This is a genomic window from Paracoccus zhejiangensis, from assembly GCF_002847445.1.
Taxonomy (GTDB): Bacteria; Pseudomonadota; Alphaproteobacteria; order Rhodobacterales; family Rhodobacteraceae; genus Paracoccus; species Paracoccus zhejiangensis.
Map to the genome: position 1 here is coordinate 1,639,849 of NZ_CP025430.1, position 14,223 is coordinate 1,654,071.

At 65.4% G+C, this 14,223-nt stretch carries 13 protein-coding genes; 5 read left to right on the top strand and 8 right to left on the bottom strand.

Annotation, left to right across the window (positions count from 1 at the left end; all coding sequences use genetic code 11):
- Window positions 1-156 precede the first annotated feature (156 nt).
- On the bottom strand, window positions 157-708 hold the full coding sequence (locus CX676_RS08090) for a LabA-like NYN domain-containing protein (RefSeq protein ID WP_101752157.1): 552 nt from the start codon (window positions 706-708) through the stop codon (window positions 157-159).
- 102 nt (window positions 709-810) lie between these two features.
- Here CX676_RS08090 and folK point away from each other — a divergent pair, with 102 nt between their 5' ends.
- The 4 genes from folK (at window position 811) to CX676_RS08110 (ending at window position 4,672) form a co-directional block, all read left to right on the top strand.
- A complete protein-coding gene (gene folK / locus CX676_RS08095) occupies window positions 811-1,365 on the top strand; it encodes a 2-amino-4-hydroxy-6-hydroxymethyldihydropteridine diphosphokinase (RefSeq protein WP_101752158.1) in 555 nt (184 codons plus the stop codon).
- Between the two features lie 72 nt (window positions 1,366-1,437).
- The gene (gene rpoZ / locus CX676_RS08100; RefSeq protein WP_101752159.1) at window positions 1,438-1,794 is read left to right on the top strand and encodes a DNA-directed RNA polymerase subunit omega; all 357 of its coding nucleotides are present in this window, start codon (window positions 1,438-1,440) and stop codon (window positions 1,792-1,794) included.
- Between the two features lie 28 nt (window positions 1,795-1,822).
- Complete coding sequence (locus CX676_RS08105) at window positions 1,823-3,937, top strand: RelA/SpoT family protein (RefSeq protein ID WP_101752160.1); 2,115 nt, start codon at window positions 1,823-1,825, stop codon at window positions 3,935-3,937.
- Between the two features lie 45 nt (window positions 3,938-3,982).
- A complete protein-coding gene (locus CX676_RS08110; protein WP_101752161.1) occupies window positions 3,983-4,672 on the top strand; it encodes a DUF2062 domain-containing protein in 690 nt (229 codons plus the stop codon).
- Between the two features lie 3 nt (window positions 4,673-4,675).
- Here CX676_RS08110 and CX676_RS08115 read toward each other — a convergent pair whose 3' ends face one another.
- Genes CX676_RS08115 through CX676_RS08140 form a run of 6 tightly spaced genes read right to left on the bottom strand, consistent with a single transcriptional unit; the run spans window position 4,676 to window position 11,238 of the window.
- Window positions 4,676-5,578, bottom strand: coding sequence for a 2-hydroxyacid dehydrogenase (locus CX676_RS08115; protein ID WP_101752162.1), 903 nt, complete (start codon window positions 5,576-5,578; stop codon window positions 4,676-4,678).
- Between the two features lie 16 nt (window positions 5,579-5,594).
- Window positions 5,595-6,734, bottom strand: coding sequence for a rod shape-determining protein RodA (rodA, locus tag CX676_RS08120; protein WP_101752163.1), 1,140 nt, complete (start codon window positions 6,732-6,734; stop codon window positions 5,595-5,597).
- A 10-nt stretch (window positions 6,735-6,744) separates the two neighbouring features.
- Window positions 6,745-8,694 carry a penicillin-binding protein 2 gene (gene mrdA / locus CX676_RS08125; protein ID WP_101752164.1) on the bottom strand — a complete coding sequence of 650 codons (1,950 nt, stop codon included), beginning with the start codon at window positions 8,692-8,694 and terminating at the stop codon, window positions 6,745-6,747.
- 18 nt (window positions 8,695-8,712) lie between these two features.
- Window positions 8,713-9,249 carry a rod shape-determining protein MreD gene (locus tag CX676_RS08130; RefSeq protein ID WP_101752165.1) on the bottom strand — a complete coding sequence of 179 codons (537 nt, stop codon included), beginning with the start codon at window positions 9,247-9,249 and terminating at the stop codon, window positions 8,713-8,715.
- Complete coding sequence (gene mreC / locus CX676_RS08135) at window positions 9,242-10,180, bottom strand: rod shape-determining protein MreC (protein WP_101752166.1); 939 nt, start codon at window positions 10,178-10,180, stop codon at window positions 9,242-9,244. Before mreC ends, CX676_RS08130 begins: the two co-directional genes overlap by 8 nt.
- A gap of 23 nt (window positions 10,181-10,203) precedes the next feature.
- Entirely contained in the window at window positions 10,204-11,238 is a 1,035-nt protein-coding gene (locus CX676_RS08140; RefSeq protein WP_101752167.1) for a rod shape-determining protein, read from the bottom strand.
- Between the two features lie 269 nt (window positions 11,239-11,507).
- Here CX676_RS08140 and CX676_RS08145 point away from each other — a divergent pair, with 269 nt between their 5' ends.
- Entirely contained in the window at window positions 11,508-12,365 is an 858-nt protein-coding gene (locus CX676_RS08145; protein WP_157935878.1) for a glycosyltransferase, read from the top strand.
- 16 nt (window positions 12,366-12,381) lie between these two features.
- Here the strand turns inward: CX676_RS08145 and CX676_RS08150 are convergent, their stop codons facing one another.
- On the bottom strand, window positions 12,382-13,944 hold the full coding sequence (locus CX676_RS08150) for a 2-isopropylmalate synthase (protein WP_101752169.1): 1,563 nt from the start codon (window positions 13,942-13,944) through the stop codon (window positions 12,382-12,384).
- Between the last annotated feature and the right edge of the window lie 279 nt (window positions 13,945-14,223).

Sequence of the window (14,223 nt, forward strand, 5' to 3'; positions counted from 1 at the left end):
TCATTTCAGGAACGCTGTTCCGGCTTCGGACGGTTGAGCCGGGCGAAGGGCTGTCTCATGGGGAACGCGGCAAGGCGCGGCCTGCCCCGTTCTGGGATCGGCTTGCCGGACAAATCGGCCCGGCAAGCCCTTGGAATTCACCGCAAGCGGCGGCGATCAGGCACTGACCTGAGCCGGTTCGCGCGGAGGACGGCCGATCACCTCGCGCAGGTCGTCGAGCTCGATATAATTGTCGGCCTGCCGGCGCAGGTCATCGGCGATCATCGGCGGGTGGCTGCGCATGGTCGAGACCACGGTGACGCGAACACCCATCCGTTGCAACGCCTCGACCAGCGGCCGGAAATCGCCGTCGCCCGAGAACAGCACGATATGGTCCAGGCGCGGCGCCAGCTCCATGGCATCGACACACAGTTCGATATCCATGTTGCCCTTGATCTTCCGGCGGCCCATCGTGTCGGTATATTCCTTGGCGGGCTTGGTCACCAGGGCGTAGCCGTTATAGTTCAGCCAGTCGATCAGCGGCCGGATCGGCGAGTATTCCTCGCTCTCCAACAGGGCAGTGTAATAGTAGGCCCGGACCAGCTTGCCGCGGCGCTGGAACTCTTGCCGCAGCAGCTTGTAGTCTATGTCGAACTCCAGCGACCTCGCCGCTGCATGCAGATTGGCACCGTCAATGAACAGGGCCAACCTGTCATCCTTGTAGAACATCTGTATAGCCTTCCGAAATGAAGCCATTGAATAGACATCCGGGTCAGGCGTGAGGGCACCCTCGGCGGATGGGCAGTCAGACCGGGGCGGAGGAGAAGACGGATGACACAGGTGATCGACTACAGTGTTGCTCTTGGCGGCAACTTGCCCTCTGCCCTTGGCGGCCCTGCAGAAACGCTGCGGGCAGCAGTATCAATCTTGCACTCTTATCAGGATATTACAATCACCGCCTTGAGCCGGTTTCACCGGACTTCCGCCTTTCCGCCGGGCTCGGGACCGGACTTCGTGAATGCCACCCTGACGCTGCAATCTATGCTTGTGCCGGAGGCGATGTTGGCGCGATTGCACGAGGTCGAGGCGGAACTTGGCCGACGGCGCGAAGATGGCGGGCGCTGGCAGGCGAGGCCGGTCGATCTGGACCTGATCGCTGCAGGAGATCGGGTGTTGCCCGACGAAAGCGTGCAGCAGGCCTGGCGCGCGCTTGCGCCGGGGGACCAGGCACGCCGCGCGCCCGAAGCGCTGATCCTGCCCCATCCCCGGATGCAGGACCGCGATTTCGTGCTGGCCCCGCTGGCCGAGATCGCCCCGGGCTGGCGCCACCCGCTGATCGGGCGGACGGTGGCGGAAATGCTGGGCGATCTGCGCAACAAAACTTGACATTCCGCCGATCCGCCATCACTTATCCGGTTTCGCACTGGATATCCGATTCGCAAGCCAAAGGGGTAAGATATGGCCCGCGTGACCGTCGAAGACTGCGTCGACAAGGTTCCCAACCGTTTTGACCTGGTGATGCTGGCGTCCCATCGTGCGCGCGAGATCGCTGCCGGCAGCGCCCCCACCATCGACCGCGACAATGACAAGAACCCGGTCGTCGCGCTGCGCGAGATCGCGGACGAGACCCAGCCCGTCGATGATCTGCGCGAGCGGATGATCGAGTCGACCCAGACCCAGATCGAGGTTGACGAGCCCGAGGAAGACGCCATGGCGCTGCTTCTGGGTGCCGAGATCGACCGGCCGAAGCCCGTTGACGATGAAAGCGAAGAGCGCATGCTGCGCATGATGCTGGAAGCCAACGAGCGCGGCTGACAGGAACGAGCGGGGTCTTCGGCATCAGATGATCGACGTCGAAGACCTTATCGCGCTTGTCCGCAACTATAACCCCCGCAGCAATTCGACGCTGATCCGCGACGCCTATGAATACGGCATGCGGATGCACGAGGGGCAGTTCCGCCATTCCGGCGAACCCTATTTCACCCATCCCGTCGCCGTCGCCGCCATCCTGACCGAGATGCGGCTGGACGATGCGACCATCGTGACCGCACTGCTGCATGACACGATCGAGGATACCCGCGCCTCCTATAGCGAGGTCAGCCAGCTGTTCGGCAAGGAAGTCGCCGACCTGGTCGATGGTGTCACCAAGTTGACCAACCTGCAGCTGTCGGGTGCGCAGTCGAAGCAGGCCGAGAACTTCCGCAAGCTGTTCATGGCCATGTCGCGCGATCTTCGGGTGATCTTGGTTAAGCTGGCCGACCGTCTGCACAACATGCGCACGATCAAGTCGATGCGCCCCGACAAGCAGGTGCAGAAGGCGCGCGAGACCATGGACATCTTCGCGCCGCTCGCCGGGCGCATGGGGATGCAATGGATGCGCGAGGAGCTGGAGGATCTGGCCTTCAAGGTCATCAATCCCGAGGCCCGCAACTCGATCATCCGCCGCTTCGTCAGCCTGCAGAAGGAATCGGGCGACGTGATCAGCCGGATCACCGCCGATATCCGCAGCGTGCTGGAGAAGGAGGGGATCGAGGCCGATGTCTTTGGCCGGGCCAAGCGTCCGTTCAGCGTCTGGCGCAAGATGCAGGAAAAGCAGCTCGCCTTCTCGCGGCTGTCGGACATCTATGGATTCCGCATCATCACCCGCAGCGAGATGGATTGCTATCGCGCGCTGGGGGTGATCCACCATCGCTGGCGGGCGGTGCCGGGGCGGTTCAAGGATTACATCAGCCAGCCGAAATCGAACGGCTATCGCTCGATCCACACCACGGTTTCGGGGCGCGACGGCAAGCGGGTCGAGGTGCAGATCCGCACCCGGCAGATGCACGAGGTTGCCGAGGCCGGGGTCGCGGCGCATTGGGCCTATCGCGATGGCGTGCGCACCAAGAACCCCTTCGCCGTCGATCCGGGGCAATGGATCGAGGCGCTGACCGACCGCTTCGGCGAAGAGGATCACGACGAATTCCTCGAGCATGTGAAGCTCGAGATGTATCAGGATCAGGTCTTCTGCTTCTCGCCCAAGGGCGACGTGATCCAGCTGCCACGCGGGGCGACACCGATCGATTTTGCCTATGCAATTCATACCCGTCTGGGGAATAGTTGCGTCGGCGCCAAGGTCGATGGCATCCGCGTGCCGCTGTGGACGCGGCTGAAGAACGGGCAATCGGTCGACATCATCTCGGCCTCGGGTCAGCGGCCGCAGGCGACGTGGCTCGACATTGTCGTCACCGGCCGGGCCAAGGCCGCGATCCGAAAGTCGCTGAGGGACGAGGACCGCGACCGCTTCGTGCGGCTCGGGCGCGAACTGGCGCGCGTGGCCTTCGAACATGTCGGGCGCCGAGTCACCGACAAGGCACTGCGCACTGCCGCCAAGCAGATGGGCCTGACCTCGGCCGAGGAGTTGCTGGCGCGGATCGGCAGCGCCGAAGTTTCGGCGCATGAGGTGCTGGCCGCGCTCTACCCGGAACTGGCCGACAAGCAGGACAGCATCGACGCCACCCGCCCCATCGCCGGGCTGGATGCGGATGCCTCCTTCACCCGCGCGCCCTGCTGCAACCCGCTGCCGGGCGAGCGCATCGTCGGCATCACCTATCGCGGCAAGGGCGTGGTCATCCACGCGATCGACTGCCCGGTGCTGGCCGAGTTCGAGGACAGCCCGCAGCGTTGGGTCGACCTGCAATGGCACGAGGGACGCCATCCGGCGGCCTATTCGACCTTCCTGTCGCTGACCATCCGCCATGACGCCGGGGTCCTCGGGCGGATCTGCACCTTGATCGGCACGCAAGGCGCCAATATCTCGGATCTCGAGTTCATCGACCGGAAACCGGATTTTTACAGATTGAGGGTAGAGGTCGAGTTGCGCGACCGCGAGCATCTGCACAACCTGCTGACCGCGCTCGAGGCGGAAAGCGACGTGGCGCAGGTTCACCGTGTGCGTGACCCGGCGTTGAAACCCTAGACCTGCGGCCTGCGTTGGCCCGGCAGCAGTCAAAGAGAATAAGACGTGTTCAAACGCAGAGATCCTCGCAGCTACGGGCAGATTGCCAGTGACATGATCTATCCGCGCGGCGGCTGGCGCCGGGCGGGCACCTATGTCTGGCACCGCCTGCGCCGCCTGCCCGACCAGCCCCATCGCATCGCCCGTGGCGTGGCGGCGGGGATCGGGGTCTCGTTCACGCCGCTGTTCGGTTTTCACTTCGTTTCGGCCGGCGCGGTCGGCTGGCTGATCGGCGGCAATGTGCTGGCGGCACTGCTGGCGACATTCGCCATCAACCCGGTCACCGTGCCCTTCGTCGCCGTCCTCGCCCTGACCACCGGCCGTTTCCTGCTGGGGCAGCATGGCGATCTGGGACCGCAGATGATCTTTGGCGAATTTGCCCGCGCCAGCGAGGAATTGTGGAACAACGTCCTCGCCCCCTTCGGGCCACGGGTGGCGCATTGGGGGCATCTGGCGGATTTCTTCGACCAGATCTTCTGGCCCTACATGATCGGCGGGGTGATCTGGGGCACGATCTTCGGCGCCCTCTGCCATTACCTGACCGTGCCGATCATCCGCGCCTACCACAAGCGCCGCGCCAAGAAGATGGAAGAGCGGATCGCCCGACTGAAGACCATTCAGGCGGCGCAGGCGGAAGCGCGGCCGGGGAGCGCGGTCCCCCCTGCGACAGCCCCGGACAGTTCCCGCGACAGTTAAGGCTCAGTAGCCCTTCTGGCGATCGACGAGATGCAGGATCGGCTGGCCCGCCATCGCCCGGCGCAGGTTCTCCGCGACCAGCGTGGCGGCGGTGCCGGGGCGGGTCTCGGCGGCGATATGCGGGGTGACGGTGATCTGCGGGTGCGACCAGAAGGGGTGGTCGGGCGGCAGCGGTTCGGTGCGGAACACGTCGAGCACGGCATGGCCGAGGTGACCGATGTCCAGCGCGGCGATCAGGGCCGCGTCATCGATCAGCGTGCCGCGACCGGGATTGATGATCCATGCGCCCTTGGGCAGCCGCGCGAGGGTCTCGGCATTCAGCAGGTCGCGGGTGCCGGGCGTGTCGGGCAAGAGGGTGATCAGGATCTCGGCCCGGGCCAGCGCCGCCGCCAGATCGGCCAGGACCGGGATGCCATCGGGGCCACGGCCCGAGGGGCTGTAACCGGCGACGCGAAAGCCGATCCCCTTCAGCATCTGCGCCACCGCCCCGCCCAGAACACCCATGCCCATGACGGTGATCCGCCGGTCGCGCGCCAGCGGCGGGATGACGCCATTGCGCCAGTTGCCGTCCTGCAGATAGCGATCCATGCCCAGATGGGCGCGCATCGCCCAGCCCGTGCAATATTCCGCCATGCTTTCGGTCAGCCCGGGATCGACCATGCGGGCCAAGGGCTGAGTCAGCGTCGGATTGGTCACGATCCGCTCGACCCCGGCCCAGAGGCTTTGCACCAGCCGGGCATTCACATAGGGCGACAGATCCTCGATCTCGCCGCCCGGGGCATAGATGATGACGTCAAAGCTGGCGGGATCGCCGGCGCGCTGCAGATCGGCCTCGGGACAGGCATTGCCGATGGCATCCGACCAGTCCGACCACAGTTTCTCCGGGGCGGCGAACAGGACTTTCATGGATTACCTCGCCCCCTCATCTTGGCCGATGGACATGCGCAGACTGCACCATGCCGAAGCCGAGGAGCAAGATGATCATGGCCGTGCCGCCATAGCTGACCAGCGGCAGGGGCGAGCCCTTGGCCGGCAGCATCCCCATCACCGTCGCCATGTTGATGGCGAAATAGAGGAAGAAGGTGCCGGCGATGCCGATGGTCAGAAGGCTGGCGAAGCGGTCGCGGTTGGTCAGCGCCGAATGCAGGCAGAAGCCGAGGATCAGCACGTAAAGCGCCAGAAGCGACATGGCCCCGATGAAGCCGAATTCCTCGGCCAGCACGGTGAAGATGAAGTCGGTATGCTTTTCGGGCAGGAAGTTCAGCCGCGACTGCGTGCCCTGCATGAAGCCCCTGCCCGACCAGCCGCCCGAACCGAGGGCGATCTGGCTTTGCATGATGTTGTAGCCCGCGCCGAGTGGGTCCGAGGTCGGGTCGAGGAAGGTGTCGATGCGCCGGAACTGGTAGTCATGCAGCAATTGCCAGTCGGTGCCGCGGCTTTTCATCACCGTCGTGACCAGTCCCACGACCATGGCGATGACCGCGCCGAAATACCACAGCGACACCCCGGCGGCAAACATCACGATCCCTCCCCCGGCGATCAGCATGACCGAGGTGCCGAGGTCGGGTTGCGCCAGCACCAGCCCCACCGGCAGCATGATCAGCACCACCGGCAGAAGCACCCAGAGCGGACGCGAGACCCGGCTGATATCCAGCCAGTCGTAATAGGCGGCCAGCACCAGCACCATGGCGATCTTCATCAGCTCCGAAGGCTGCACCCGGATCGGGCCAAGGTCGATCCAGCGCTGCGCACCCATGCCGATGGCACCGAAGAGGTCGACCGCGATCAGCAGCAGCAGGCAGCCGACATAGGCCGCGACCGAGATGCCGCGCCAGAACCAGATCGGCACGAAGGCCAGGGCCATCATCACCACCATGCCGACGGCGAACCGCTCCATCTGCGGGCGGGCCCAACGGTCGATATCGCCGCCGGCGACCGAGTAGAGCATCAGGAAACCGACCGAGGAGACGGCGGTCAGCAGGAAGACCAGCGGCCAGTTCAGGTAAAGGATCTTTCGGATGCCGGTCGGGGTCTGGGCGACCTTGTAGTCGAGATAGGACATGACGCGTTTCTCAGGCCCGGCTGCTGCCCGAGGCGGGCTGGTCGTCGGGGGCAATCAGGGTCATCAGCTTGTGGCGCTCTTCCATCGCCGCGCGCTCGCCATCGGGCACGGCCGAGAGCGGCGGCAGGCCACCGGCCAGCGCGAACAGCATGATGTCGCGGGCCACCGGTGCGGCCACGGCCGAGCCGCCGCCGCCATGCTCCACCACCAGCGACACCGCGTAGCGCGGGTTGTCATAGGGGGCATAGCAGACGAACAGCGCGTGGTCGCGGCGATTCCAGGGCAATTGCTCGTTCTTGGTGACGCCACGGGCGCGCTCGGCGGTGGTAATGTTGCGGACCTGGCTGGTGCCGGTCTTGCCGGCCATGCGCCATTCCGGGGCGATGATGCGCGAGCGCTGCGCCGTGCCGCGATTGGAGTTCATCACCGCATCCATGCCCTTGCGCGCAAGATCCAGATGCGCCGGGTTCAGGCCCAGATCCTCGGCCTCGGTCATGGGCTGCGGCACGCCGTCGATGGCGCGGATCAGCCGCGGCTGGACATTGCGCCCGGTCGCCACGCGCGCCGCCATCACCGCCAGTTGCAGCGGCGAGGCCAGCACATAGCCCTGCCCGATCGAGGCGTTGAGGCTGTCGCCGATCCGCCATTCCTGGTCATAGCGGGCCTTCTTCCACTCGCGGTCAGGGGCGATGCCCTCGGCCACGGCGGACATCGGCAGGTCATGGCGCACACCGATCCCCAGCTTGCGGGCCATGGCGGCGATGCGGTCGATGCCGACGCGCTGCGCCAGCTCGTAATAGAACACGTCGCAGCTTTGCTCGAGGCTGGCGACAATGCCGACATGGCCATGTCCGCCGTTGCGCCAGCAGTGAAATTTCCGGGTGCCGAGTTCGGTATAGCCGGGGCAGTAATAGCCCGCGCCGCCATTGATCACGCCGGAATCGAGCCCGGCCAGCAGCGTGACCATCTTGAAAGTCGAGCCGGGGGGATAGACCCCCTGCACGGTCTTGTCGGCCAGCGGGCGGTGGTCGTGCTCCATCAGCGCCCGGTAGTCGGGGCCGGAAATGCCGCGCACGAAGAGGTTCGGATCGAAAACCGGCGAGGAGGAGATCGCCAGGATATCGCCGGTCTGCACATCCATGACCACGGCCGCCGCGCTTTCCTGCCCCAGCCGCTGCGCCGCGTAATTCTGCAGCCTCGCATCGATGGTCAGCTGCACCGTGGCGCCCTGCTGGCCCTCCTGCCGGCTCAGCTCGCGCATCTCGCGCCCGGCGCTGTTCACCTCGACCCGGCGGGCGCCGGCATGGCCGCGCAGCACCTCTTCCAGCTTGGCCTCGATGCCGACCTTGCCCAGCTGGAACTCGGGCAGCATCAGCACCGGGTCGGGGTCCTCGATCTTCGACAGGTCGTAATCCGAGACCGGGCCAACATAGCCCATCGCATGGGCCAGGTCGCCACCGCGCGGATAGACCCGCGACAGGCCGGCCTCCAGCGTCACGCCGGGCAGCGAGGGGGCATTGACCGCGATCGAGGAGAACTGCTCCCAGTTCAGCCGGTCGGCCACGGCGATGGGGGTGATGGCGCTGCGCTTGCGGAACTCGGCCAGAAGCTCGTCCATCCGCTCGGGCGTGATCGGGATCAGATGCGCCAGCCGGTCCAGCACGGTGCGGACATCGCCGCCGGCATCCTCGCGGGTCAGGGTGACGCGGTAATTCTGCTCGTTCCCGGCGACGATGATGCCATTGCGGTCATGAATCAGCCCGCGCGCCGGCGGGATCAGCCTGAGCTTGATCGAGTTGCCGTCGGAAAGCATCCGGTATTCATCGGCATGGTCGAGCTGCATCGAGCGCATCTTCAGCCCCAGCGCCGAGACCACGCCCAGCTGGATGCCGCCCAGCATCAGCCCGCGCCGGCCGATCAGGCGGGTGCTTTCCAGAATCTCGGCGGGCGATTTGCGCATCCTGCGGCGTCCTGCTTCCTAGCGGTATCGGTTCATGTCGGCTTCCGCCGGGCTGACACGGCGCAGTCCGAACAGCCACTGCGCCGTGACCACCACCAGCGGATAGGCGGCCAGCGTGGCGATGAATTGCAGGATCACCTGCCCCAGCGCCGGTACCGGCAGCAGGAACAGGATCTGCACGAAACGGTAGCCCAGCATCATCGCCCCGAGCAGCAGCCCGACGCGCAGCCATTCAACCATGAAAGGCTGGTCCCGCCAACGGGCCTCGCGCAGACGTGCGGTCTCGGTCGCCACAAGCACGATGGCGGCGCCGAGGCCGATCGGGCGCATCAGCAGGATGTCCTCGACCAGGAACATCACGGCAATGAGCAGCGCCGGCAGCCGGTCCGGTCGCCTGAGCACCCAGGCGAAGGTCAGGCACAACGCCAGATCGGGTCCGGGCCAGCCCATGAACCCGAGGTTCAATGGCAGGATGCGCAGGAACAGGATCGCCATGAAACACAGGACATAAAGCGCCGCGCCCCCCAGCACCTCGCGCAGCTGCGGGTCAACCATCGCTGCCGGCCCCGATGCTGCCGACCGTGGCATCCTCGGCGGCTGGGTTCTCGGGCATCATCGGGCCGATGAAACCGGCATCGCCCGGCGGGATCAGCGCGCCCGCATCCTCCAGCAGTTCGGCCGGGTGCGAGCGCAGCACGCGCAGGAATTCCAGCCGGTCGTAATCGGCCGCCATGCGCAGGCGCAGGCGCCCGTCACTGGCCTGCACCACCTGCCCGACCAACAGCGCCGAGGGGAAGACCCCGCCATCACCCGAGGTCACCACCCGGTCACCGGGCCGCACGTTCTCGATCCCCTCGAGGAAATCCAGCACTGGCAGCGGCGTGTTGTCGCCGGTCAAGAGCGCCCGCCGGCCCGAGGGCTGGATCGTCACCGGCACCCGCGACGAGGGATCGGTCAGCAGCACCACCCGGCTGGTCTGGCGACCAACGCCCGAGATCCGCCCCACCAGCCCCAGCCCGTCCATCGTCGCCCAGCCATCGACGATGCCGTCGCGCTGGCCCACGTTGAGCAACACCGATTGCCGGAAGGCCGTGCCGCTGTCGGTCAGCACCATGCCCGAGACCGAGGTCAGAGCCGGGTCGATGCGGACATTGTTCTGCGCCAGAAGCTTGGCGTTTTCCTGCTCGAGCTGGACGGCGGCTTCCTTCCACGCGGACATTTTCTGCAGTTCGCGGCGAAGTTCCTGGTTCTGCTCGTAAAGACGGGCGTAGCTTTGAAAACCCGAGATCATCTCGGAGACCTGCGTCACCGGCACCAGCGCCCATTCGAAGCCGGGCACGAAGCGGTCGATCATCTGCGTGCGCATCCGCTCGGCCCGCGGGCTGTCGATGCGCCAGAACAGGAACAGCGCGATCAACACCAGCGCCAGCAGCGCGATCAGCACGCGCCGGACGGGTGTGGCGAAATCATATCCCTTGCGCGCCATTCAGCGCCTCCGCACGGGCTGGATCAGCTGTCGTAGTCTATCACGTGGCGCAGCTGTTTCTCGAATTCCAACGCCTTGCCGGTGCCAAGCGCCACGCAGCTCATCGGCTGGTCGGCGAGGCTGATCGACAGGCCGGTCTGCTCGCGCAGCGCCAGGTCCAGCTCGCCCAGCATGGCGCCGCCACCGGTCAGGATCACGCCGCGATCGACGATGTCGGCGGCGAGGTCCGGGGGCGTGGCTTCCAGCGCGACCATCACCGCCTCGCAGATGGCCTGCACCGGCTCGGTCAGCGCCTCGGCGACCATCGCCTGGCTGATCTCGATTTCCTTGGGGATGCCGTTCAGCAGGTCGCGGCCACGCACCATCAGCGTCGCACCCCGGCCATCTTCGGGCATCCGGGCCGTGCCGATCGAGGTCTTGATGCGCTCGGCGGTGCTGTCGCCGATCAGCAGGTTCTGGCTGCGGCGCAGGTGGTTGATGATCGCCTCGTCCATGCGGTCACCGCCGATGCGGACCGAGCGGGCGTAAACGACATCACCCAGCGACAGCACGGCGACCTCGGTAGTGCCGCCGCCGATATCCACGACCATCGAGCCGGTCGGCTCGGTGATCGGCATGCCGGCACCGATGGCTGCGGCGATAGGTTCGGCGATCAGGCCTGCCTTGCGGGCACCGGCGGACAGGACCGACTGGCGGATGGCGCGTTTCTCGACCGGGGTGGCGCCATGCGGCACGCAGACGATGATCTTCGGCTTCGAGAAGGTCGTGCGCTTGAACACCTTCTTGATGAAATGCTTGATCATTTCCTCGGCGCTGTCGAAATCCGCGATGACGCCCTCGCGCATCGGGCGGATGGCCTCGATGCTGCCCGGGGTCCGGCCCAGCATCAGCTTGGCATCCTCGCCGACGGCCAGAACCTGCTTCTTGCCGTCCTTGACGTGATAGGCGACCACCGAGGGCTCGTTCAGGATGATGCCCTTGCCCTTGACATAGATCAGCGTGTTCGCCGTCCCCAGATCAATCGCGATATCGGTCGAAAACAACCCGCCGAATGCCATGCCCGTAATCCTTTCGTGCCGGTTGACCCGGCCTCTGCCCCGTCTGAATCGCCATCAGGCCGGGGGAATCGGCCCCGGCTCACGACTGGCCTCATATAAAAGCACGGGACCCCGGGCGAAAGCCCTCATTCCGGACCGGGAGAACCCGACGTAGGATCACGACGGCACCCGGCGATCACATTGGCTTGTTGCAATCGGCGCGGTGCTTGGTGAAGCTGGTGGCCGATTTGGCATTGGCGGCTAGGACAGTGACAGCAAACCCGGTTTTCGTGATCTTCATCCGCTTTTCCTTCATCGGTCACAGTGACTGGATGCGCTGGCGCAAGAAGGGTCATGGCGGCACCGATGCCGAAACGGTGGCCGCGGCGCTCTATACCGAAGCGCGGATGGCGCGGCGTTTCTGGTCCTTCGAGCACATCACCCTGCCCTCTCTCATGAACCAGACCGACAAGGAGTTCCTGTTTGTCCTGCTGACCTCGCCCGAGATGCCCCGGCACCATCAGGATCGGCTGGCGGCCCTGATCGCGCCGCTGCCCGGCGCCACGCTGCTGGTCTCGGACGCGCCTTCGGTCGAGGAGGCCCTGCTTGAGCCGCTGGATGCCTTCAACGCCACGACCGATCACCTCGTACAGTTGCGGCTCGATGATGATGACGGGATCTCGGTGAACTTCATCGCCCGGCTGCGCGAGAATGCCCGCAAGATGGCCGGCTTCAAGACCTATGCCATCTCGCAATGCCGGGGCCTGACGCTGCACAACTGGGATGGCGCGCCGCGCGCGCTCAGGATGACGCATCTGCCCTTCGTCGGCATCGGCACGGCAGCGCGGATGCCGCGCGGGCTGTCGATCTTTCATTTCAGCCATGTCGGCCTGTCGCGCAACCTGCCCTCGCTGCAGGATCCGCGCGATGTGAATTTCTTCCACCAACGCTGGACCGGCAGCGATACCGACAAGGGACCGGGCATCAACCGCAAGGCCGAACGCGAGGCGGGCGAGCAGGAGTTGCGCCGGGCCTTGCGCAAGGAATTCCCCTATCTCGCGCCGCTGAACCTGCTGGGGCCGGAAACACGCGGGGGCGCCGATCGGCCCCGCGATGGCGAGACCCGAACGGCGCCCCCGGCAGCCTGACTGGTGGTCAGGCGGATCAGTGCGAATACATGCTGATCTGCTTGGAATCGCCGTCCTTGCCCAGCTGCTCGCGCCGGACGATCAGGTGGTTCAGCGCGCCGACATAGGCCTTGACCGAGGCGAGGATCGTGTCGGTATCCGCCGCCTGCCCGTTCACGATGCGACCGTCCTCTTCCATGCGCACGGAAACCGTGGCTTGCGCATCGGTGCCCTCGGTCACGGCATGAACCTGGTAGAGCTGCAGCCGCGCCTGGTGCGGGAAGATCTGCTTCACCGCGTTGAAGCAGGCATCGACCGGGCCGTCGCCACTGGCATGGACGGTCTTTTCCTCGCCATCGACCAGCATGGTCAGATCGGCTGACTGCCCATCGCTGCCGCAGACCACGCGCAGATGCTTGACCTGCAGATGATCCTCGGCGGTATTGGCGGCGCTGTCCTGCATCAGCGCGACCAGATCCTCGTCGAAGACCTCTTTCTTGCGGTCGGCCAGCGATTTGAAGCGGACGAAGATGTCCTTCAGCTGGTTGTCGCCGACCTCATATCCCAGCTCGCTCAGCTTGGCGCGCAGCGCGGCCCGGCCGGAATGCTTGCCCATGGCGATATTGGCCTCGTTGAGACCGATATCGGCGGGCTTCATGATCTCGAAGGTCTCGACGTTCTTCAGCACGCCGTCCTGATGGATGCCCGATTCATGCAGGAAGGCGTTCTTGCCGACGATGGCCTTGTTCGGCTGGACCACAAAGCCCGAGACCTGCGACACGCGCCGCGACAGGCCCATGATCTTCGTGGTGTCGATGCGGGTCGCATAGGGCATGATGTCATTCCTGACACGCATCGCCATGACGACCTCTTCCAGCGCGGTATTGCCGGCCCGCTCGCCCAGACCATTGATGGTGCATTCGATCTGCCGCGCCCCGCCGGCCACGGCAGCCAGGCTGTTCGCCGTCGCCATACCCAGATCGTTGTGGCAATGGGTCGAGAAGATCACCCCGTCCGCACCCGGCACCCGGTTCAGCAACATGCGGATCAGGTCAGCCGATTCCAGCGGCGCGGTATAGCCGACCGTATCAGGGATGTTGATCGTGGTGGCGCCGCATTTGATGGCGATCTCGACCACCCGGCACAGATAGTCATGTTCGGTCCGCGTGGCATCCATCGGCGACCATTGCACGTCCTCGCAGAGGTTGCGGGCATGGGTCACGGTCTGCTCGATGCGCTCGGCCATCTGGTCCATGTCCAGATTGGGAATGGCCCGGTGCAGCGGCGAGGTGCCGATGAAGGTGTGGATACGCGGCTGGCGGGCGTGTTTCACCGCCTCCCAGCAGCGGTCGATATCGGGGATCTGCGCGCGGGCCAGCCCGCAGATCACGCTGTTCTGCGAGCGCTTGGCGATCTCGCTGACGGCAGCGAAATCGCCTTCCGAGGCGATGGGGAAACCGGCTTCGATGATGTCCACGCCCATCTCGTCCAGCATCGAGGCGATCTCGAGCTTCTCGGAATGAGACATGGTGGCGCCGGGCGACTGTTCGCCGTCGCGCAGGGTGGTGTCGAAGATACGGACGTAATCGGGATCGGTCATGGATGTGCTTCCTTCAGGCTGTCAGGGGTCGCCGGGCGCTGCGCTTGTCTGAGCGGCGGCCCGGCAGGACCCGCTCAGCGCAGCGTAAGAAGCAGCAGACCGCGGAGGTGCACGGCCAAAGGCGCGCTGTTTTGCGCGTGTTGGGCCGAGGCGATGTGTCGCGTCCGAGTCATGGCCAAGACTATGCCGCCAAGCTGCGGGGATGAAAAGAGTAAAAAATCTGTTAGTTTGGGTCAGATAGTTGCGCATATCGGCACGGTTTTGTTCACGTTCACAGAC

Coding starts and splice junctions, on each gene's coding strand:
- CX676_RS08090 (WP_101752157.1), bottom strand. CDS start 708: ATGTTCTACAAGGATGACAGGTTGGCCCTGTTCATTGACGGTGCCAAT.
- folK (WP_101752158.1), top strand. CDS start 811: ATGACACAGGTGATCGACTACAGTGTTGCTCTTGGCGGCAACTTGCCC.
- rpoZ (WP_101752159.1), top strand. CDS start 1,438: ATGGCCCGCGTGACCGTCGAAGACTGCGTCGACAAGGTTCCCAACCGT.
- CX676_RS08105 (WP_101752160.1), top strand. CDS start 1,823: ATGATCGACGTCGAAGACCTTATCGCGCTTGTCCGCAACTATAACCCC.
- CX676_RS08115 (WP_101752162.1), bottom strand. CDS start 5,578: ATGAAAGTCCTGTTCGCCGCCCCGGAGAAACTGTGGTCGGACTGGTCG.
- rodA (WP_101752163.1), bottom strand. CDS start 6,734: ATGTCCTATCTCGACTACAAGGTCGCCCAGACCCCGACCGGCATCCGA.
- mrdA (WP_101752164.1), bottom strand. CDS start 8,694: ATGCGCAAATCGCCCGCCGAGATTCTGGAAAGCACCCGCCTGATCGGC.
- CX676_RS08130 (WP_101752165.1), bottom strand. CDS start 9,249: ATGGTTGACCCGCAGCTGCGCGAGGTGCTGGGGGGCGCGGCGCTTTAT.
- mreC (WP_101752166.1), bottom strand. CDS start 10,180: ATGGCGCGCAAGGGATATGATTTCGCCACACCCGTCCGGCGCGTGCTG.
- CX676_RS08140 (WP_101752167.1), bottom strand. CDS start 11,238: ATGGCATTCGGCGGGTTGTTTTCGACCGATATCGCGATTGATCTGGGG.
- CX676_RS08150 (WP_101752169.1), bottom strand. CDS start 13,944: ATGACCGATCCCGATTACGTCCGTATCTTCGACACCACCCTGCGCGAC.